This window comes from Mesorhizobium sp. LNJC394B00 (assembly GCF_000502555.1).
GTDB lineage: Bacteria > Pseudomonadota > Alphaproteobacteria > Rhizobiales > Rhizobiaceae > Mesorhizobium.
In genome coordinates this window covers 192725-213983 of sequence record NZ_AYWH01000004.1, presented here as the reverse complement: position 1 = coordinate 213983, position 21259 = coordinate 192725, and the positions used below count along the sequence as shown (strand labels likewise).

The window sequence follows — 21259 nt, the reverse complement described above, 5'->3', positions numbered from 1 at the left end:
GCAACGCACAAACCCTGGGTTCGGTTCCCGTTGAAGGCCGTTCAGATCATGTCCGCACGATCAGCGGAACCAGCCCTTCATGGCGGTCGGCGAGAAAGGCGACGACGCGGTCGCCGACACGCTGGAAGGTAAGATCGACCCTCTTTTCGCCGACACCCAGATGCCTGAGCGTCAGCGTATCGATGCCGATCGGCAAACGGGGTCGAGTGACGTGGATTTCGCCGTTCCAGCCGTCGATTTCCAGACCGAGGCACGCCTGCATCAGCATGAAGGCCGAGCCTGCCGACCAGGCTTGCGGCAGGCAGGCGACGGGGTAGGCGATCGGTGCTTCACCCGGCGAGCGGGTGAAGCCGCAGAACAGTTCCGGCAGCCGCATGTTGAAATGCACGGCGGATTCGAACGTGCCGCTCATCAGCCGCACCACGCTGTCACGCTCGCCGAACCGCGCCAGGCCAGCGCCGCACATCGCCGTGTCATGCGGCCAGATGGAACCATTGTGGTACGACATCGGGTTGAACAGCACAGCATCGTCGGAAAGCGTTCGCACCCCCCAGCCGGAGTGGAAGGAAGCCGAAAGCAACTGGTCGGCGACCATCTTAGCCCGCGCCGGTTCGGGCAGGCCGACATAGAGCAGGTGTCCGGCATTCGACGTGCGCACCTTGCACGGCTCTCCGGCGCCGTCGATCGCCAGCGCATAGAAGCCGAGATCGTCCAGCCAGAAATCACGCTCGACGGCGATCCGCATCTCTTCGGCGCGATTTTCCCAGTGCTCGGCCTGCGCGAACTCGCCCCGGCGGCGGGCGAGAGCGGCAAGGCCCCTGAAGGCTGCGAAGACATAACCCTGCACTTCGACCAGCGCGATCGGCCCCTTGGGAATGCGCCCGTCGGCGTGGAAGACGGAGTCGAAGCTGTCCTTCCAGCCTTGGTTCGCAAGGCCGGATTCGGCGGCGCGCTGATAGGTGACGAAGCCGGTTGCGCGGCTCGCCTCTTCCGTCCACTTGGCGGCGGCGCAGAGAGATGGCCACAGGCTGGCGATGAAGTCCATGTCGCCGGTGCGCTCGGCATAGGCGCAAGCGAGGTGGATGTAGAGCGGCGTGGTATCGACGCCGCCATAGTAGCGGCCGAAGGGTAGCTCCTGCAGCGCCACCATCTCGCCCTTGCGCGTCTCGTGCATGATCTTGCCGGGCTGCGAGTCGCTGAAAGGCGATGTCTCGGTCGCCTGGTGCTGGGCGAGGAAGGCAAGCACGCCGCGCGCCAGGCCGGGGTTGAGCCATAGCATCTGCAGCGCCGAGATGACGCCGTCACGGCCGAAGGCCGTCGAAAACCAGGGGATGCCGGCATAGGGGTAAGGGCCGGTCGACAGCTCGGTGGTCAGCAAGGCGACATCGGCGCGAGCGCGTTCGACCCAATCGTTGAAGACGCGGCCCGAACTGTGCACCGTCGCTCCATGGCGGCGCTTGGCCCGCATGCCGAAACGGGCGCGCGCCGCGGCCGCCCGGAAGCGGTCGCGGTCGGGCGTTTCGGTCAGTTCCGCGCCGACCTCGACGTAAAGCATCTTGCTGCTGCGCTTGGTCACTGCGATGAGGAAATCCGCGCGCTCGGCGCTCAGCTGGTCCGGCGGCTGCGAGAACGTGATCGCAGACACCCGCGCCAGCCCGTCCAGTCCGTCATAGCGCAGCAGCACCGAGGCAGGCTCGATCTCCGCTGCATGCGCCATTCCGCGCTTCGGCCGGGTCGAACCGCGCACCTCGAACATGTCGCGGAAATCGGCGGCAAAATGCAGCGAGACGCGGATTGCCGAATGCTCCTGGCTGTAGTTGGAAAGGGTGATGCGCTCGAACAGCCGGTCCTGCCACAACAGCCTGACGCGCTCGATATGGATGGCGCCCTGGGGGATGTCGCGGCCACCGACGCTTTGCATCGGCAAATTGGTCATATTGCTGGTGAACAGCACATTGTCCTGGCTGAGCGAGGCGCCGAGCAGCGATGTCTGCCGGCCGCCGACGGTGAGCCTGAACTCCGACAGCACCCGGGTGTCGTCACGGAAGAAACCGTCGCCCGCACCCCTGATATCGCCGTAGGCATCGGCCACGGCAAAACAGTCGCCTTGCTTCAGGGCAAACAGCCGGTGCGGCTCGCGCGGCGCGGTTTCGTCCAGGGAGGCAAGGGCCACGGCAGGGTCGAGCTTGCGCTCGTCAAGTTCGGTCATCAGTCACAAATCTCTGTTTCGGGCTCGGAACGTCCGCCGTCGTTCACGACGCTTTCGATTCAGCCGGGGCGCCGATGAGACGCGCATAGGCAGTGAGATAGTCGCGCGCCATCCTGTTGGCGGAGAACCGACTTTCGAAGACGGCGCGCACCTTTCGCCGGTCGAGTTGCAGCAAGGCCGGCACCGCGGCGACCGCGCCATCGAGAGAATCGACGACAAATCCGGTAACGCCATGGTCGATGACTTCCGGCAACGCACCGCAGTTCCAGCCGATGGTTGGCGTACCGCACGCCATCGCCTCGATCGCGGCAAGGCCGAACGGCTCGGGCCAGTCTATCGGAAACAGCAGACCAGCGGCATTGCCGAGGAATTCAGTCTTCTCACTCTCGGCGATCTCGCCGACATAGTCGATGCGGTCGCCATCGATCAACGGCTCGATCGTCTCATGGAAATAGGCGCGATCATCGTCGCCGATCTTGGCCGCCAGCTTGAGCTTCATGCCCGAGCGCAAGGCGATGTCGATGGCCCGGTCCGGCCGCTTGTCGCGCGAAAGCCGGCCGAGAAAGGCAATGTATGGTTCGCCCGCCGCCGTCTCGAAGGTCGGCTGATAGAGACCCGTCGGCAGCCCGTGATGGATGGTGGCCAGCCAATTGGCATTCGCAAGCCCGGTCTTCTGGCTATGCGAGATCGAGATCAGCGGAAAGCGCGGAAAACGCTCATAGGCTGGCGCCAGATCGACATAATCGAGCCGGCCATGAGGCGTCGTCACCGTCTTGTCCGGCATGGTCTCGAAGAACGAGAAATGCAGGAAATGGCTGAGATGAAAATGAATGATATCAAAGTCGTGGGCTCGGTTCCTCACATCGGCAAGCATCGCAAGATGCGCCGCCGTGTCCGATTTCAGCGGGCGCGGATCGAGGCGTAGCGCGCGTTCGCGACCTGGTATCAGTCTGGCCGACGTCCGGCTGTCGCCGCTGGCGAACAGCGTCACCTCATGGCCGAGTTCGACCAGCCCTTCGGTCAGATAGGAAACGATGCGCTCGGTGCCGCCATAGAGAAGGGGTGGCACCGATTCGTGCAAAGGGGCGACATGGGCTATGCGCATGGTTTGAACGTGTCCCTCAAGGCAATCACGAGAGCGAAATGCATCAGCCGGCCTAACGTTCCGGACAAAAGCGGGCGTCGGCAACCCAAGCCCACCAGCTCAGATTTTTTTGCAATAAGCGGAACAAACGCGCCATCCGCGAATTTAGTAGGGTTGGTTCGCGCTGCGGCCGACCAGGGAGAGAACAAAATGGACCGCTTGCATTTCTTTACGCCCGTGCGCATTGCGCGCGGGCAGGGACACCCCGTCGAGGAAGTCGATAGCGTTGCCGAAGCGATGGTCTTTTTGCAGAAATGGCCATTGGGACGGCGTGGGCCTGTGTATCAGTGCGCCGTGAATTGCTGCTCCGCGGCCCTGTCGGGCAGAATGTCGGCCGAAGCAGCCAGGAAGGCGTTTACGGGCTTTGCCCGCATCACCCGGCTGCTCGATGATGACATGGCCCTGCCGATGGGCGGCGAAAGCATGGCGGAAGTCCACGCGCTGAGGCGCTAGGCGCCGGTCCAGCCATTTGGCTATTGAACACCCGGGCTTTGGCGGCGCGGGCATCATCTTTTTCGCACCGGAGTATTCCGGCGCGGCCCTTCACCTCATGGGCCACACTGTGCTTTCATGCGGCGTTTCGCATGACCGGTGGGTGACGACCATCGACGGGCGGTCCGAACGCGGAGGGGTAGACAATGCCGAAACTGATCCTGGGAACACTCGGCGCTATCGTCATCGCCCTCATCTGGGCGGTCTTTGCCAGTTTGATGGGCGCGCCATCGATCGTGATCACGGTCGGCGCGGTCGCCATTGGGGCCGGCGTCTACACCTACGTCGACCGACGCTCGACTTGACGCGTCCCCGGTCTGCCGCGCGCTCGACCAATTGCACGCCGGTGTTTGACGCGCGCGGCAGCCGCGGCGGGCATTCTTCAAAGATGAGCTTGCTGGCCGCATAGAGAGCCAAGGCGCAGACAGGGCGCCACACGTCGGACCGGGCTCCGCGAGAACTTGGGAGAGATCGTCAAAGATATTTCAATCCGGCCAATGTAGATCGAAACGGCGAATCTGTGGATTTCCGGTGGAACATCGTCGCCTTGAAACACTTCGGGCGTTGCACTGCCCCATCAGTGCACGTTCCCTTGTTCTGTTGGAACTGGCCGGCTGCCGAAAGGTGGCCGGCTTTTTTGTATATTAGCGGAACCTGAAATTACGGGGCTTGTTCTGGATGCGGCAGCGAGCCCCTCGCTGCTGGTCGAGGGCCGTAACCCTTGGCCGGGCCCGCATCGCTCCGCCAGTGGTGCGGGCCCACGGCCTCCGGTTTTTCCGGGCGTCTGGACTCGCCGATCCTTACCCTGGTCCGGCTAATGCATGTCACTCAAAAAATGGCTCGGTTGTGAGACAACGACATGCACACGCGGCGCGCTTTAGCACAATCATTCACAAAGCCGTGGGTTCAACTGTTGCTACCCTTCTTGGCTGGATTGTGCGAATGATGACTGTCCTTTTCACCACCACCCCCTGAAACTCGGCTTTTGGATCGACGGTCTTCATCCGCCGGGGGTTTGTTGACCTGCAGGGGTTTTCTGGCGTTCTCGTGCGATGCGCCTGGCCCGCCCTGCCGGATCGTGTTCGGGTGTTTCTTCGATGTGGACATGATCACCGATCCTGCTGACGGCCCTGATGAGTGGTGTTGACCTTGGTGTTGGCTTGCTGCCCTTGGCGCTCCGGATCCGGCGCTCCGTGAGTGCCGTGCTGGGCATCATCGTGGCTAATCTGTCGCCCTTCTCCTCGACCCTTCTGGCTCTGGTTCTCAGGCGGCACGGGCGGCATTTTGCTCGACATCTGCATCTCCTTGGGTTGGTCTCGTGACTCCAAACCGTGATCGTGGGGGGAAGTTCCGTCTGCTTCATCAGCACCTGTGCTTTTCGGTGCCGACGGTGACTCCCAACAGCGGCCCGCGTTGCTGGTCGAGGACAGGCAATCTCTGGGCGGGCCGCGTCGCCCGCCAGTGGTGCGGGCCTGCAATATAAATCCTAAGCTAGTTTATTGCGAGCTTCCGGCGACTTGCGTAGCGGGCCACAGTGGCTTTCAGGAGAGCAGCGTGTTGTATCCGGTCGATTGGAGCGACCGAAATACAGTGCTTGACCACGTTGCTGACATGATCGGTGACGAGCGCGGTGTCGCGCCTGGATCGCGGCAGCAGCCTCTGGTCCGATCTGCCCGCAGCTGGTGGCAGCTAAAACGACGTCAAAAGACCTAAGTCTCTTTGATCGCCCTCGCTGCTCGCACGAGCGATGACCAGTCAGCTCCCATGGCTGCGACAAGGTCTCGAGCATCTTCGTCTGATATTCCGGTACGGTCTACGAGCTTCCGTGCCAGCAATTCGAATGCCAATTCTATGATCGTCATAGCTCAGCCCCTACGAGAGTGCCCGTGACGATAGCTTGCAAATGGGTCTTCCGCATTTGCACATGTTAAGCGACCATCACGAATGTCTCATGTACCGCAGAATGTCTGCAGGACGCGCTCATCCGGGCGTGGCGGCTCAGCAAAGCGTTCCATTCCCGGCTGCTCATCGAAGGGACGGCTGACGACCGCCAGAATCTCCTCGAACGGTGTGAAGTCGCCGCCCAACGCCGCCTGGATCATCGCCTCGATGCGATGATTGCGGGGGATGAATTTGGGATTGACGGATTGCATGGCTGCCCGGCGCGTGGCCGTGTCGGCTGCTTCGCTTGCAATGCGCTGGCGCCACCGCGCCGACCAGGCATCGAATGAGCCTGGATCCTTAAACAACTGCCGCGCCGTGCCTTGGCCGTCCGCAGCGTCGAGGTCATCGCCCAGGCGCCGGAAGCCGAGCGTAAAATCCGCTTCGCCGCGAGCCAGCACATCCAGAAAGTCGGCAGCGAGCTGCAAGTCGCCTTCCGCTTCGGTCAGCAGTCCGAGTTTTCTGCGGAAGCCGCGCTGCAACACAGCCTCATAGGAGGCCTGGAACGACCTCAGCACCTCTTCCGCTTCAGACACTGCTTCATTCTCGTCCGTGCTCATGAGCGGCAGCAGGGTCTCGGCAAAGCGCGCAAGGTTCCATGTGGCGACACGAGGCTGGTTGGCATAGGCATAGCGACCGGCGCGGTCTATCGAACTGAACACCGCGCTGGGGTCGTAAGCGTCCATGAAGGCGCATGGGCCATAGTCGATCGTCTCGCCCGAGATCGACATGTTGTCGGTGTTCATGACGCCATGGATGAAGCCGACCAGCATCCAGCGCGCCACCAGGTCCGCCTGTGCGGCGACAACGGCCTCCAGCAAAGCCCGGTACGGCCGTGCTTCCCCCGCCAGCTGTGGGAAGTGACGCTGAATGGCATAGTCGGCCAGTATCTTGAGCGCCTCGGTGTCGTGGCGCGCGGCGAAATATTGGAACGTGCCGATCCTGATATGGCTTGCCGCCACCCGTGTCAGGACGGCGCCGGGCAGCCGGACCTCGCGATAGACCGGGTCGCCGGTGAGCACCGCCGCAAGGCTTCGCGTCGTCGGAATGCCGAGCGCCCCCATCGCTTCGCTGACGACATATTCGCGCAGGACAGGGCCGAGTGCGGCGCGGCCGTCGCCGTTGCGCGAGAACCGCGTTGGTCCCGATCCTTTCAGCTGGATGTCACGGCGAACGCCGTTGACGTCCACCACTTCGCCAAGCAGCAGGGCGCGCCCGTCGCCAAGCTGAGGCACGAAGTTTCCGAACTGGTGGCCCGCATAGGCCAGGGCGATTGCTTGCAACCCTTCCGGAAATCTGTTGCCGGCAAGCATCGCCACTCCATCCGGGCTGGTAAGCTGGTCGGCATCGAGCCCGAGTTCCTCCGCGAGGTGCCGGTTGAACCGGATCAGCCGCGGTTCGGACACCGGCTTCGGATCTGTTTGCGCGAAGAAGCGCTCCGGCAATTGCGCATAGCTGTTGCTCAGGGCGGGAAGCCCCGTCTGAATGACCGGGGGTTGTTCAGCAGTCGCAGGTGACGTCATGACGAGCTGTCTCTGAAGAGGAGGGGTTCAACAGATCCCGTTTCGAGGAGCCTGTGTTCATTTGTTCATATAGGGACGCAACGTCGTTGGTGCCATCCGGATCCATCAGGCCGGCACCGGATACAAGCTGGGAACCACCCGCCTCAACTATCGAGGTTCGGGCTGCCGTGGGACGACGGGCCGTGGCGGAATCCAGAGCTGACGCCCGCATCGCCACTGTCTCCGAACTGAGCACCCGGCAATCTAGTCAGTGCGGGCGGGCAATGCCGGGGCAGGGTCTGCCTTGGGTGGCAGCGGCTCTCTCGGGACCGCTCCCGGCGACGATGTTGAACCCGGTTCGACTCGTTCCTCGGCGATAAGCCGGGCGCCACGCTCATAGGTCAGGTAGCGCCAGAGCCACTGGATCGAGACCTGAACGCGGTGCTGAAAACCGACGAGCAGGTAGACATGGATGAGCGCCCAGGCAGACCAGGCGATCCAGCCTTTCAGTTTCAGCCTGCCCGATTCGAACACGGCAGCGTGGCGGCCGACAATGGCCGTGTTGCCTCGATTGCTGAAGGCAAAAGCCGGCAGCGTGTCGCCAGTATCTATCCGGCGTGCCAGTGCCATGCCGAGGTGCTCGCCCTGCTGCTTGGCGACCTGGGCAAGACCTGGCAATGGCTGGCCGTTCCCATCGAGGACCAGTGCGACGTCGCCAAGCGCGAAGACATCGGGGTGGCCGACGACCTGCAGGTCGGATTCGACCTTCACCCGACCGCCGCGGTCGAGCCCGACACCGAGCTGGGCGACCAGCGGAGAAGCCGCCACCCCAGCGGCCCAGAGCGTCAAGGCCACCGGGATCACCTGGCCGCCGACGGTGATCTGATGCGCTTCGATCGCCTCGACCCGGTTGCCGAGCGCGACCTCGACGCCCAGGCTTTCAAGGCGCATACGTGCATATCTGGAAAGCTCCGGGGCGAATCCGGCAAGCAGACGCTCGCCGGCTTCTACCAGTATGATCCTTGTCTTCTCGGGCCGGATGTTGCGGAAGTCGCGCGCCAGTGTGTGCCGGCTGAGTTCGGCGATCGAGCCCGCCAGTTCGACACCCGTCGGGCCGCCGCCGATAATGGCGATCGTCATCAGCCGGGATTGCTCGACTGGATTGGTGGTCCGTTCCGCGTGCTCGAACGATAGCAGCAGCCGTGACCGGATCGTGCGCGCGTCCTCGATGGTCTTCAAGCCGGGACAAACCCGAGCCCAGCTCTCCTGGCCGAAATAGAATGGCTGCGAACCGGTGGCCAAGACCAGGATGTCGTAGGGGACCGTGGTCCCATCGGCCAGCACCAGTATCCTGGCCTCGGTGACGATCTCGGTGACATCGCCGAAGAGGACCTGAACCGAGGGATAGCGGCCCAGGATCTTGCGGATTGGCTCGGCGATGTCAGGCGCCGACAAGGCGGCGGTTGCAACCTGATAGAGCAAGGGCTGGAACAGGTGGTGATTGTGGCGGTCGATGATCGTCACCCCGATTTCCGCCTTGCCGAGCGCCTTGGCAACCTCCAGACCGGCAAAGCCTCCGCCGACCACGACGATGCGCGGTGTCAGGCTCCGGCCGTGGCTGCTCTCGGTGGCGAATTGCATGCTTGATACTCCCCTATCCCTGTCCGGAAGTCATAGCCTGGCAGGAGTGCCACGCTGCTGGCTGGAGCTACTGCTCACTCCGGCGGCATCGGTCCAGGCAAGGCATCCGGCAATGACAGGCGTCGTGCTGACCACCAAGGCGCCGCGCGCGTGAAGGGCTACCAACCCGCGCCATGAGACGCGGTCGACCGCCCAGATGGTGCCGCTGGCGTCGACCCATTTGAGATGGGCGTCGGCGACTTCAACGGCCCGCATCATCGCCGCCGGTTCCATCCCGACACGAAAGACGATGATGGAATTGGCGGCGCCGTTGAAGAACGGGCCGGCGCCGGCTGCCAATCCCGCGAGCAGGACGATGCTGGTAAGCGCTGCCGAAGCACCGCGTGCCGGTCCGCCGCGGTTGGGCAGCACCAGCACCAACACAAGCGGCACGATGCCGAAGATGACCAGCCACGCAATATCCCAGGCGAGCGGCAAGTCGCTGTTCATCTTGATCCGGTGCAGACCCAGCAGCCAGTGAAACACGACGGCATCAACGACATGCCAGACGCCGAACCCGGCGAAGGCGAGCCGCAGGATCTCCGTGGTGGTCCCGGGCCGCGCGCCGGCCGCCCTCGCGGCCACCAGCAGCACCGTGCCGGCGACGGCGAGCACATACATGAAAAGATGGAAGAGGCCGTCGGCCATGATCTGGAAGCGCAGGTCGGAACCCGCCGGATCGGCGACGCCCGAGAGAAGATGATGCCATTGCAGGATCTGATGCAGGACGATGCCGTCGAAGAAACCGCCGAGCGCGAAGCCGAGCAGCAGCCAGCCGGCTCGCGTCCTCGGGTCGAGTGTCGCGGTGATCGCGTCCATGTCAGGACCACCGGCTCCAGGCCGGGGCGTTCAGTTGCCTGGGCACCGACATGTCCGGCGGCGTGGGGTCATGGAGACCATGACGCGCCTCGAGCCAGAAGGCGGATATCAGCCCACCAACCACCGTCGTCAGAACCAGGGTCGCAGCAATTATCGCCAGCATGGACGTCGATCCTCAGCCGCGCAGGGTCGGCCGCGCGGAACCTAACAGCGACTTCCGTGGAATGTTCCTACCGCCGGTTCGGTGGAGGGAACAATCAAGTTCCAGCACGGTTCGATGCTGGCGACGGACGGCTCAAGCGGAGAAGGTCATGAACGAATATACGGCGGCAGATCCGGACGGTCTCGACAGCCACCAGCCGACCGGCATCACCCGATGGCTGTTTTCGACCAACCACAAGGACATCGGCTCACTCTATCTGGTCTTCGCTTTCATCGCGGGGGTGATCGGCATGCTCTTGTCGGTGAGCATGCGAATCGAGCTGCAGCAACCCGGGATCCAGTTTTTCCCCGGACTGGCGTCGATGATCTACGGTTACCAGGGCGACGCGGCGATCGACGCCGGCAAGCAGCTTTACAACGTCTTCACCACGGCCCACGCGCTGATCATGATCTTCTACACTGTGATGCCCGCCCTGATCGGCGGCTTCGCCAACTGGATGGTTCCGATCATGATCGGCGCCCCCGACATGGCCTTCCCGCGCATGAACAACATCTCGTTCTGGCTGCTGCCGCCGGCATTGATGCTGCTTTTATTGTCGATCTTCATGCCCAGCGTCCCCGGCGGCTATGGCCCTGGGACCGGCTGGTTCCTGTACCCGCCGCTGTCGACCTCCGGCCATCCCGGTCCCGCCGTGGATCTGGTCATCCTGTCTCTGCACATCGCGGGCGCCTCTTCGATCCTGGGAGCCATCAATTTCATCACCACCATCTTCAACATGCGCGCGCCGGGGATGACCCTGCACAAGATGCCCCTGTTTGTGTGGTCGATCCTCATCACCGCCTTCCTGCTGCTGCTGGCTCTGCCGGTGCTGGCCGGCGCCATCACCATGCTCCTGACCGACCGCAATTTCGGAACCACGTTCTTCGCGCCGGACGGCGGAGGCGACCCGCTGCTGTACCAGCATCTCTTCTGGTTCTTCGGCCACCCGGAAGTCTACATCATGATCCTGCCGGCGTTCGGCATCGTCAGCCAGGTGATCTCGACCTTCTCGCGAAAGCCGATCTTCGGGTATCTCGGGATGGTCTACGCAATCGTGGCGATCGGGGTGATCGGCTTCGTCGTCTGGGCCCACCATATGTACACCAGCGGGATAGGCCTCGACACGCAGCGCTACTTCACCTTCGCCACGATGGTGATCGCAGTGCCGACCGGGATAAAAGTGTTCTCCTGGATTGCAACCATGTGGGGCGGTTCGGTCAGCCTGCGGACGCCGATGCTCTGGGCCCTCGGCTTCATATTCCTGTTCACCGTAGGCGGGGTGACGGGCGTTCAACTCGCAAATGCCGGCCTCGACCGTGAACTGCACGACACATACTTCGTCGTCGCGCATTTCCACTACATACTTTCACTGGGAGCGATCTTCGGCATCTTCGCGGGCTGGTATTACTGGTTTCCGAAAATGACGGGATATCTCTACAACCCGCTTCTGGCTGGGGTCCATTTCTGGACGACCTTCGTCGGCGTGAACCTCGTCTTCTTCCCCCATCACTTCCTTGGATTGGCTGGCATGCCGCGTCGTTATGTCGACTATCCCGACGCATTCGCCGGCTGGAACATGGTGTCCTCGTATGGATCGTACCTGTCGGCCGCGAGTGTCGTGATTTTCCTCTTCGGCATCTTGGAAGCTTTCTACCGGCAAAGAGCCGCCGGCATGAACCCATGGGGGCCAGGAGCTACCACATTGGAGTGGGAGCTGACCTCTCCACCCCCTTTCCATCAATGGGACAGGCTGCCGCAAATCAGATGAGGCCGGGTTGTCGAACTCCTTTGCGCAAGCCAGCCCGGTTCGCCGCTGAGGCGAACTTCAGCCTGCTGGTGGCAGACGTTGGCTGCAGCTGAGAACCGGATCGCTATCTGAAGCTGATTAACAGCACAGCGAACAAGCTTGCGAGCGCGACTGCCCAGCAGAATAACCAATTGGCGATCAGAAGAAGCGATTTGAGCACGGTGGCATGGCAGTAATCTTCGATGATCGATTGCATTCCAAGCCGCATGTGAACGCAGCTTACGAGAATGAAGCCAATAAGGGCTGGCGCGACATAGATCGATCCTACGACGCTGAGGACGGCGTCTCGAGGCTCACCGACCAGCATTATAACGACCGCGACGATGTAAATGACAAGGATCAACAGGGCAGCAGATGTCAGCCGCTCCAGCATGAACGTTTCGGTTCCGTGTTTCGCCGATCCAAGGCCCCGCACTCGAGCTAGCGGAGTTCTGATTGAGGGTCTGTCAGCCATGGCGTTTCCCCAAAACTACTTGGTTGCCTTGCGCGCAACTCAAGCTGTTGCTGTTTCGATGCCCGGGCCGTCGGTGCCGACGGATAGTGGGCAAGCACGGTCTCCAGTCGAACAAGGCGGGCTTTGTGGGCGTTCAGTTCGTATCCTGAACGCCATCCAATTTGCCTGGGTCTGCCATCTCTGCATAGCTCGCTTTCAAGCAGCGAGATACGAAGGCGGACCGCGTCGATCTCCTTGACGAGCGCGGCCTTCACCGATTTTCGACTCTGCATGGCTGTAGTTCCGGTGCAAGGATGGTTCCAAACCTGACGCGTCTGGAAATGTTCCCGGGTGCCGAAGGCGTGCTGAAGATTAATGCCTCAGTGCTGGACCCGCACAATGGGTCGCCATGAGCTAAAGCCGGGCACTAGCTCAACGGGCGCGATGTGCCCGGCGAATGCTTGTGAAAACGAGCGAATGCCTGGCCCGCCTCGTCCCGAGAGATAAGTAGCCCTCAGAACAGCGACCGCACGTGGCCGAGATGACCAGAGGGTGTTCTTGGGCCAACATATGTTAACGGCCACTTTTGTTTCTCTCTCCTGCAAAAATATTTGGGCTGAAAGAGCCGGGAACTAACCGATCCTCCGGATGTTGCGGAGTTAGTCAGGAGAAACGGACTATGTCGGACAAAGAAATTCATCGGGGCGCCTCGCGTTTTCGCCCTATCCGCGTCGTGGACGCCCGCGTGTTTCGCGGGCCGCACCTCTATAGTATGACGCCAATGGTCCAGATTCGGATCGACCTCGGAGCCCTTGAGGCGTTCCCGACAGACAAACTGCCCGGGTTTTCCGAACAAATCGTCCGACTGTTGCCCGGCCTTGCGGGCCATGGCTGCAGCTATGGCGCCGCCGGCGGCTTCGTCCGCCGCATGCAGGAAGGAACCTGGCTCGGCCACGTCGTCGAGCATGTCGCCCTGGAACTGCAGAGCATGCTCGGTCACCGGGTGACACGAGGAAAGACACGGTCGGTCAAAGGCAGTCCCGGCACTTATAACGTCATGTTCGCCTACAAGGATGAGCTTGTCGGGCTGCTCGCCGGACGCGTCGCGCTCGAACTGGTGGACAGCCTGCTGCCGGCCAATCTGCATGGTGTCGAGGGGCTCGGCGACATTGCGGAAACGCAGGGGCCATTCGAGTTCGCAGCCAGGCTGCAGCAGCTCAAGCGTCTGGCCGCCGAGCGTGCCTTGGGGCCTACGACTGCTTCCTTGGTGCGCGAGGCCGAGAGGCGGGGCATACCCGCCGCGCGGATCGACGACAGCAGCCTCGTGCTGTTTGGTCACGGAAAGCATCAGAAGCGGATCCGCGCCAGTTGCAGCGACCTCACTTCCGAGATTGCGACCGAGATCGCCTCGGACAAGGACCTGACCAAATTCCTGCTGCAACAGGCCGGCCTGCCGGTGCCACGCGGGGAGCTGGTGCGATCGGCGCAGGACGCAGTCGCGGCGGCAGCACGGCTGGGCTACCCCGTGGTCACCAAACCACTCGATGGCAATCATGGAAGCGGCGTCAACATCGGTCTGGCAACAGAAGACGAGGTCCGCTGGGGCTTCGAACAGGCGCGAGAACACAGCCGTAGCGTTATAGTCGAGCAGCATTTCGTCGGCTCGGACCACAGGATCCTGGTGATCGGCGGAAAGGTGGTGGCGCTCGCCGAGAGGGTTCCGGCCCATGTGGTCGGCGATGGCCGGAGTTCTGTCGCCGAGCTCGTCGAGGAGACGAACCGCGACCCACGAAGGGGAGAGGGCCATTCCTCGGTATTGACCCGCATCGAGATCGACGAATGTGTCGAGCATTTCCTGTCAAAATCGCAGCTCACCCTGGCGAGCGTTCCAGCGCCGGGTCAAATGGTGCTCTTGCGGCCCACCGCCAATCTCTCCACCGGTGGGACCGCGATCGACCGAACGGAAGAAATCCATCCCGAAAACGCGCTGATCGCCAGGCGGGCGGCACAGATCGTCGGCCTCGACATTGCCGGGATCGACTTCGTCTGTCCCGACATCTCACGGCCGGTGAGCGAAACCGGCGGCGGCATCATAGAGGTGAATGCCGGTCCTGGCTTTCGCATGCATCTCGAACCCTCGTCGGGGCGCGCCCGCAACGTCGCACGGCCCGTGCTCGATCTTCTCTTCAAAGGCGGCAAGGACGGCCGGATTCCGATCTTCGCGATCACCGGGACCAACGGCAAGTCGACCACTGCCAGAATGCTGGCGCACATCCTGCAGGCGAATGGCGCAACCGTCGGGCTCACCTCGACCACCGGCGTGTACCTGAACGGCGAACGAATCATCACAGGCGATTGCTCAGGCCCGCAGAGCGCCAGGATCGTGCTGCGCGAGCCGGGTGTCGATGTCGCGGTGCTGGAATGTGCACGCGGCGGCATCCTGCGCGAAGGGCTTGCCTTCGATGCATGCGATGTTGGCGCGGTGCTGAACGTCCACGGCGATCATCTCGGGCTGAGGGGCATCGACACAATCGAGGACCTGGCGGAGGTGAAATCGGTCGTGGTCGAGTCCGTCCGCCGCGGCGGATGGAGCATTCTCAATGCCGACGACGTCCATACGTCCGCAATGTCGCGCGATGCCGGCGGCAGGATCTGCTACTTCTCGCTGGCGAGCAGGAGCGAGTGGCCCGGTTTCTTGCGCAGCCACCTGGCGGAAGGCGGCCGCGCCGTGACGCGGGAGCCCAGCAGCGACGGCTGGGACATTTTCATCCACGAGGATGGGGAATCGATGTTCTTGATGAGCGTCGACGAAATTCCCGCGACCTTCGAGGGTTCGGCCGAATTCAACGTTGCCAACAGCCTGGCAGCCGTCGCCATGGCGCATTGCCACGACGTTCCGGCGGCAACGATCCGGGCGGCGCTGGCCGAGTTTGGCACCTCGTTCGAGCAATCTCCCGGTCGCCTCAACGTCTTCGACGGACATGGTTTCCGCACCATCGTCGACTATGCGCACAATCCGGAGGGGCTGAAGGCGCTCGGAAAGCTCGTTTCCCACATGAGGCGCGGCTATCAGCGCACGATCGGCCTGGTCGCCATACCGGGCGACCGCCGCGATTGCGACATACGCGAGATGGGCGCGATCGCTTCGCGGATATTCGACGTCATCGTCTTCAAGGAGGATGAGCAGGAGCTGCGCGGCCGAGCCCCCGGAGCGATCGCCGGCTTGCTGCGGGAAGGTGCCTTGAACGCCGGCTGCGCCCCAGGCCGCATTCACGCCGTCTGTCCCGAGAAGGAGGCCGTCGACGTGTGTCTCAGGCTTGCACGGGAAAACGACCTTGTCGTGCTGACCGTCGACGACGTTGAAGCCGTGTGGCGGCAGGTAACCGGCTTCGGAGGCGCGACGCCTTCGAGGGGAGGGCCCGATCAGACCCATATTCGCCATCTGAGGGCTGGCTGATGTGGTCGCTGATCCTGCACGGCGGCGCCAAGGAGATCGATCCGCAAGAGGAGGAGGCGCATCGCAACGGATGCATCGAGGCACTCGAGGCAGGTCGGGCCGTCCTGGCCGGCGGCGGAACGGCGGTCGATGCCGTGGAAGCGGCCGGTCGCATCCTCGAGGCGGACCCGACGTTCAATGCGGGATATGGAAGTGCCCTCAATTCGGACGGCGAGGTCGAGATGTGCGCTGGCCTGATGGAGGGCAGGGACTTCAATGTGGGTGCCGTCGCAGTGATCAAGGGCGTGCGCCATCCAATCAGTGTCGCGAAGGCAATGCTGCATGAGGAGCCGATCCTGCTGGCGTCGGAGGGGGCCCGGCGTTTCGCCGCCGACAAGCAGCTGGAGCTTTGCGATCCGGCGGATTTGATCACGCCGCAGCAGCGCGACGCCTCCAGCAAGTCGGAGGCGAAGGATACGATCGGTGTGGTTGCCCTGGATCAGTACGGGGACATCGCCGTGGGCACTTCGACCGGCGGACTGGACGGCAGTGCTCCGGGTCGTGTGGGGGATTCTCCGCAACCCGGTTGCGGCTACTATGCCGACAACCGGTTGGGAGCCGTCGCCTTCTCGGGAGACGGTGAGCATATTGCGCGAAAGGCTCTCGCGGCCCGTGTCATGCAGTCACTCTCGGCGCGGCAGGCATTGTCCTCGGGACAGGCTGAAGGCGGCCTGGAGCAGGTGCTGAATCCCGCGCTCAAGGAAGTCGAGGCGATCGGCGGCGAAGCCGGAGCCATCGTGCTTACCGCGACCGGCGTGTCTGGATGGGCGCATAACAGCAGGGAGTTCGCAGTCGCTTTCATGACCAGCGAGGACAACCACCCGCACGTTTTCCTGCGCAAGAAAGACGTGGGCAAATGACCGACAAGAAGAAAAAACGATCCTCGAACGGTAAAGCTGGAACGCTCGTCATCATCGGCGGCCACGAGGACCATGATGGCGATCGTGTCATCTTGAAGGAGGTAGCGAGCCTGGTTCCGAACGGCCGCCTGGTGCTTGCCACCATCGCGTCTCATGAGCCGGATGGCTATCTCGAGAAGTATCAGAGGTCCTTCGGTGAGCTGGGCATCAAGGATGTCATCGAGCTCTACGTCAACGACCGCCTCGAGGCAGCTCATGAAAAGAAAATAAGTGCGCTTGCAGACGTGAGCGCGGTGTTCTTCTCCGGCGGCGACCAGCTCCGCATCACCAGCCAGATAGGCGACACGCCCATCGACGAGCGGGTGCACGAAATCTATGAAGCCGGAGGCGTCATTGCCGGCACCTCCGCGGGCGCGTCGGTCATGAGCGACACAATGATGGTGAAGGGGCCGAACGCAGCGTCCTTTCGGATCGGCCACATTCGGATGGCGCCGGGACTGGGCCTGCTGCCGAATGTCATCATCGACCAGCACTTTGCGGAACGGGGCCGCATTGGGCGGCTCATCGGGGCGGTGTCGCAGAACCCGCGCGTCCTCGGCATCGGCATCGATGAAGACACCGCGATCGTGGTGAAGGGCGAGATGTTCAAGGTCATCGGCAGCGGCGCTGTCTATCTGGTCGATGCAGCCGGCGTGACCCATTCCAACATCGCGGAAGGTGAGCCTGATGCCGCCCTTTCCATCCATGATCTTAGGGTTCACGTGCTGAGCTCAGGCGACGGGTTCGATCTCGCGCTGCGACGGCCGGTGGGGATTCCTTAAGACTTCGCCGCACTCAAGCTGGTGGTGTGGCGCGGTCCGCGTACCGCGAAAACCGCATATATGAAGCAGTTCTCCTATTTGAAGTCGCCCAACCAGGATTGTCGCGTTGTTGCAGGCCCGGCAGGATTACAGACGGCCTCTCGTCGGCTCGAATCCCGCAAAGCTGAGACCTTCGCTCGCCCGGCGTTCTGCCGGGCTAACCCCGCCGGCGACTGGCCTGAATGGCAGCAAAGGTTACCGGACGATACCCCCATGCGTCGACGCCGACATCATGCTGGCGCGTCATCGGCTTCAGACGACCGTGCGAATGACCGTGCAGGTTTACCGATCTCTTGCCGATCTGGTTCCAGGTGCGAAAAGGATAGTGACACAGAACCAGCAAGCTGCCCTCGACAAGAAGCTCCATATAGTGGTGCACGCTCGCCCAGGCCGGGTCGCCAATGGTGGCAGCGCCATCATTGTTGCCAATTATCAGGTGCTTGGACCCGTTAAGAGACGACAGCAGTGAAGACACGGTCTCGGCTGGACCCTTGGCGAAATCGCCGAGGTGCCAGACCTCGTCGTTCGGGCCAACCGTTTCGTTCCAAAACGCAACCAGCGCCTGGTCATGCTCGACCAACGAGGCGAAGGGACGCCGGTCGAGGCGCAGAATGCGCGGATCGTTGAAATGCGTATCGGAAGTGAAGAAGATCATGCGCCGCGGCCGGCTGCGACGCGCGACCGGCGATCGCGTCTAAATGCCGGAGCGCTCTTCGGCTTCATCATCGATCCCGATCGGGGCTTCCCTGAGCATCTTGAGTGCCTCTTCCTTCGTAAGGCCGCACTTGCGCGCGAAGTAGAGCGCCTCGATCGCCTTTTCGCGATCCGCCGTGGATTTTGCGTGCTGTTTGGGCTTTTTGCCCATCGTTCTCTGCCACCTTCCGAGGCCACCAAACCATCACAGTGCCGCGTTGTTCCCGTGCATCGGCTGACCTGCCGGACTGCGCGAATGCCGATGTCGCCGGCATCCCGCGAGCCCCGGACAGCGCGTATATCAGCCGGCTCGCGACAACGGCGGAGCGACTCCAACCCCGACAGCGTGAATTCAAACGAAAGCCCGCGCCGTGGGAGGGGCCGGCGCGGGCGATCGGGCTACCGATCTTGCAGCGCGGGGGTCGACCGCTGCATGGCTCGAACTGTGCAAGCGAGCATTTGTTCCGGGCCGCATGCAAAGCATCGGCGTTTCATTGCAATTCTGGGGGACACAACCAGCATTTCGCTTCAGTCCGCCGCCGATGTGGGAGGATGAATACCGCCTTGCGCTAATTCGTCCGCCCTGGACACGAAACCAACCGCGCATTGAGCGCGTAGCTTCGGCGATTTAAAAACACCTGCACTGGAATATTTCCGGGCGCATGGAACATCTCCGGCCGCTGATGTTTAGGCCGGAATGACGATGATCTCTGTTCTTACAATGATTTACTCTCTCGCCATCTTTATCGGCGCGAAGCGGCGCAACCTCTTGGTGAATGCGAAACTCGACAGAGTTTTGCGCAATATGGCTGGCGCAGAACTGAATCAACGTGGGCAGTAAACCGCAACACCGCCGGTTCCAGTTCACAGCCAGTGTCCTCGCGGCCGCTACCTCGGTTCGGGTGGCAAGCGGCTCGGCAGGACTGCAAGGGCCGCCCCCTCTGGGCTGGCTGGTGCGTGGTCGACCCGATTTCGTCGATGAGGGCGGAGCACGCTGGCTCGAATTGGGGAGCCGCGTCCACGATCCCCGCACCGGGGCACGCACCTTAGGTCCGGCCCACGCGAGTGGCTTCGGAGGACCTATCCATGAACGATGATGATCCTATAGATTCGCTCGCCAATGCAATTCGTCATCGCAGCGCAATTTTGTTTGTGGGGGCGGGGGTATCGATCAGCGTCGGACTTCCGTCTTGGGAGAAACTCATCGAGCGAATGGCAAAGGAGCTCGGCGTCGACGATGAATTTTCCACGCGACGCGATCGTTTTCAGACCTTGGCCGAATACTATCGGATCAAGCATGGCAGTATCGGACCACTTCGCAGTTGGATGGACAGAAACTGGTCTGTCGCCAAGGAACGGATTGAGAAATCGGAATTGCACCGACTCATCGTGACGCTCGATTTTCCCGTCATCTATACGACGAACTATGACCGGAACCTGGAACTCGCTTTTGAAATCCACGGTCTAGAGTACGTGAAAGTGGCCAACGCACGGCACGTTGCGCAGGCCCGTCGAGGCGTAACGCACATCGTGAAATTTCACGGCGACTTTGACGAGGACTCTTCCCTTGTCCTCACCGAAACCGACTATCTTGACCGCCTGTCCTTCAATTCTCCCCTTGATGTCCGCTTTCGCTCCGATGCTCTCGGCAGCACGATCCTGTTCATTGGCTATAGCCTCTCCGATCCAAACATCCGGCTGCTGTTGCACCGGCTTTGGCAGACCTGGCACCGGTCTGGATATGAGAAAGATCGTCCCCCTTCGTTCATCTTCATGCCCAGCCGCAACCCTGTGGAGGAGGCCGTGCTTGGGCGCTGGGGTATTTCGGTGCTCGTTGGCGCAGGTGATGATCCTGAAGCCGGTCTGACGGACTTCCTCAGGCGTTTGGTGGAAGCGGTGGGGGTGACCTGAGGCGCGCTCCCCAGTGGACTGCAGTTGGGTTTTCTCAGGTGCGCGGTGACCGACGCACCAGGCGGTGGCCGACAGGCACCAGATCAGCGACTGTTGGAGCTAGGACTTCCACAATCAATCCCGCCGCGATCATCTTGGCGTGAAGTCGATCTCCGGCGTCAATTGCCGGCAATATGCACAAACAAGGTCAATCGTCGTTTGCACATCATCCAGGCAAACAACTTCGGACGGGGTATGCATGTAACGCAAAGGCACGGAGAGCACTCCACTTGCGACGCCGCCTCGGTTCTGCTGCATGACACGCGCGTCGGTAGGGCTTGAGCTGCCCACCGCCTGAAGCTGATAAGGTAGGCCCTCTTTCTCGGCCACCGACTTCAGCAGATTGAACACCACCGGGTTGGTGTTCGCGCCTTGAGTGATTGCCGGCCCTTTCCCAAGGTCCAGTTTGCCCTGATCCTCGGCGCGAGCGCGCGGATAGTCCATCGCCACGCCCATATCGATTGCGAGGCCGGTTCGAGGTGCGATGTTGAACGCTGAGGTCATCGCGCCTCGGGACCCAATTTCCTCTTGAACCGTACCCAGGATATAGAGGCCCACGCCGGGGTGAACGCCTCCCTCCTCGGAGAGGCAGCGCAGGACCTCGGCGCCGATGAGGAGGCCAACCTTGTTGTCGAACGCTCGTCCGACAGCAAGGTTGCCCTGTAGCGCCGCAAACTCGCCGTGGATAGTGACCGCGCTGCCGACCTCTACGACCTTCAACGCTTCCTCTCGCGAACTCGCGCCGATATCGATCCATAGTTCCATCAGCGAGGGAGTTTGAGACGTGTCAGAGGCTTTGAAGGTCTGGATTGCTTTGCGACCTACGACGCCCAGGATCGGCTCCTTGCCGTGCACCCAGACACGCTGGCCGATTTCAGTGGCAACGTCCGTTCCACCTATGGTGCTGAAGAAAAGAAAGCCGTCATCGTCGATGTAATGGACGATGAAGCCGACCTCATCCATGTGCCCGGCATACATGAAGCGCATAGACGCCTCAGGATTGATGATCGCCGTGACATTGCCCATGACGTCCGTCGTCAACCTGTGGGCATACGGACGAACATACTCGCGGAAAAGCTCCGCTACGGGTTGCTCAAAGCCGCTCGGCGACGGGGTCGCCACAATTTCCTTCAAGAACTTGAGTGATTCATCGCGCATCAAGCTGACTTTC

At 62.1% G+C, this 21259-nt stretch carries 18 protein-coding genes; 7 read left to right on the top strand and 11 right to left on the bottom strand.

The genetic code is table 11. The features are described 5' to 3' along the window. Positions 1 to 46: 46 nt before the first annotated feature. Both X751_RS147060 and X751_RS147065 read right to left on the bottom strand, forming a co-directional pair. Entirely contained in the window at positions 47 to 2209 is a 2163-nt protein-coding gene (locus X751_RS147060) for an amylo-alpha-1,6-glucosidase (protein WP_023693460.1), read from the bottom strand. A 43-nt stretch (positions 2210 to 2252) separates the two neighbouring features. Then, positions 2253 to 3314, bottom strand: a complete 1062-nt coding sequence (locus tag X751_RS147065; RefSeq protein ID WP_023745100.1) for a glycosyltransferase family 4 protein — start codon at positions 3312 to 3314, stop codon at positions 2253 to 2255. A 189-nt stretch (positions 3315 to 3503) separates the two neighbouring features. Here X751_RS147065 and X751_RS147070 point away from each other — a divergent pair, with 189 nt between their 5' ends. Together X751_RS147070 and X751_RS1000000167010 are read left to right on the top strand one after the other, a co-directional pair. After that, positions 3504 to 3806 carry a DUF982 domain-containing protein gene (locus X751_RS147070; RefSeq protein WP_023688551.1) on the top strand — a complete coding sequence of 101 codons (303 nt, stop codon included), beginning with the start codon at positions 3504 to 3506 and terminating at the stop codon, positions 3804 to 3806. A gap of 185 nt (positions 3807 to 3991) precedes the next feature. Next, the gene (locus X751_RS1000000167010) at positions 3992 to 4150 is read left to right on the top strand and encodes a hypothetical protein (protein WP_023696179.1); all 159 of its coding nucleotides are present in this window, start codon (positions 3992 to 3994) and stop codon (positions 4148 to 4150) included. A gap of 601 nt (positions 4151 to 4751) precedes the next feature. On the opposite strand, the gene X751_RS1000000167990 is transcribed toward X751_RS1000000167010, so the two are convergent. The 5 genes from X751_RS1000000167990 to X751_RS147090 all read right to left on the bottom strand — a co-directional run bounded on the left by X751_RS1000000167990 (position 4752) and on the right by X751_RS147090 (position 9787). Further along, the gene (locus tag X751_RS1000000167990) at positions 4752 to 4952 is read right to left on the bottom strand and encodes a hypothetical protein (protein WP_081725396.1); all 201 of its coding nucleotides are present in this window, start codon (positions 4950 to 4952) and stop codon (positions 4752 to 4754) included. A gap of 2 nt (positions 4953 to 4954) precedes the next feature. Next, a complete protein-coding gene (locus tag X751_RS147075; RefSeq protein ID WP_023682450.1) occupies positions 4955 to 5140 on the bottom strand; it encodes a hypothetical protein in 186 nt (61 codons plus the stop codon). 654 nt (positions 5141 to 5794) lie between these two features. Next, positions 5795 to 7309, bottom strand: a complete 1515-nt coding sequence (locus X751_RS147080; RefSeq protein ID WP_023745099.1) for a protein adenylyltransferase SelO — start codon at positions 7307 to 7309, stop codon at positions 5795 to 5797. 243 nt (positions 7310 to 7552) lie between these two features. Further along, the gene (locus X751_RS147085) at positions 7553 to 8929 is read right to left on the bottom strand and encodes an NAD(P)/FAD-dependent oxidoreductase (protein ID WP_023734366.1); all 1377 of its coding nucleotides are present in this window, start codon (positions 8927 to 8929) and stop codon (positions 7553 to 7555) included. A gap of 30 nt (positions 8930 to 8959) precedes the next feature. Beyond that, a complete protein-coding gene (locus tag X751_RS147090) occupies positions 8960 to 9787 on the bottom strand; it encodes a DUF2243 domain-containing protein (protein WP_023734367.1) in 828 nt (275 codons plus the stop codon). 311 nt (positions 9788 to 10098) lie between these two features. Here X751_RS147090 and ctaD point away from each other — a divergent pair, with 311 nt between their 5' ends. Beyond that, a complete protein-coding gene (gene ctaD, locus X751_RS147095; RefSeq protein ID WP_023734368.1) occupies positions 10099 to 11757 on the top strand; it encodes a cytochrome c oxidase subunit I in 1659 nt (552 codons plus the stop codon). Positions 11758 to 11860: 103 nt separating this feature from the next. On the opposite strand, the gene sdhD is transcribed toward ctaD, so the two are convergent. Next, positions 11861 to 12250 (bottom strand): succinate dehydrogenase, hydrophobic membrane anchor protein, encoded by a 390-nt coding sequence (sdhD, locus tag X751_RS147100; RefSeq protein WP_027050929.1) that lies wholly within the window; start codon positions 12248 to 12250, stop codon positions 11861 to 11863. A 658-nt stretch (positions 12251 to 12908) separates the two neighbouring features. On the opposite strand from sdhD, the gene cphA reads away from it, so the two are divergent. From cphA to X751_RS147115, 3 genes are read left to right on the top strand one after another with little or no spacing between them, the layout of a single operon-like run. Then, entirely contained in the window at positions 12909 to 15686 is a 2778-nt protein-coding gene (cphA, locus tag X751_RS147105; protein WP_050586853.1) for a cyanophycin synthetase, read from the top strand. Next, entirely contained in the window at positions 15686 to 16585 is a 900-nt protein-coding gene (locus X751_RS147110) for an isoaspartyl peptidase/L-asparaginase family protein (protein WP_023682456.1), read from the top strand. The genes cphA and X751_RS147110 overlap by 1 nt, the downstream gene beginning before the upstream one ends. Beyond that, positions 16582 to 17406, top strand: a complete 825-nt coding sequence (locus X751_RS147115) for a cyanophycinase (protein ID WP_023688542.1) — start codon at positions 16582 to 16584, stop codon at positions 17404 to 17406. The genes X751_RS147110 and X751_RS147115 overlap by 4 nt, the downstream gene beginning before the upstream one ends. 196 nt (positions 17407 to 17602) lie before the next feature. Here X751_RS147115 and X751_RS147120 read toward each other — a convergent pair whose 3' ends face one another. Both X751_RS147120 and X751_RS1000000165740 read right to left on the bottom strand, forming a co-directional pair. Further along, entirely contained in the window at positions 17603 to 18100 is a 498-nt protein-coding gene (locus tag X751_RS147120; protein ID WP_023730104.1) for a hydrolase, read from the bottom strand. A 39-nt stretch (positions 18101 to 18139) separates the two neighbouring features. Beyond that, a complete protein-coding gene (locus X751_RS1000000165740) occupies positions 18140 to 18310 on the bottom strand; it encodes a hypothetical protein (protein ID WP_023688540.1) in 171 nt (56 codons plus the stop codon). 914 nt (positions 18311 to 19224) lie between these two features. Between X751_RS1000000165740 and X751_RS147125 the strand changes: the two genes are divergently transcribed. Next, positions 19225 to 20049 (top strand): SIR2 family protein, encoded by an 825-nt coding sequence (locus X751_RS147125; protein WP_023745098.1) that lies wholly within the window; start codon positions 19225 to 19227, stop codon positions 20047 to 20049. A 129-nt stretch (positions 20050 to 20178) separates the two neighbouring features. Here the strand turns inward: X751_RS147125 and X751_RS147130 are convergent, their stop codons facing one another. Then, the gene (locus tag X751_RS147130; protein ID WP_023672671.1) at positions 20179 to 21246 is read right to left on the bottom strand and encodes a M20/M25/M40 family metallo-hydrolase; all 1068 of its coding nucleotides are present in this window, start codon (positions 21244 to 21246) and stop codon (positions 20179 to 20181) included. Between the last annotated feature and the right edge of the window lie 13 nt (positions 21247 to 21259).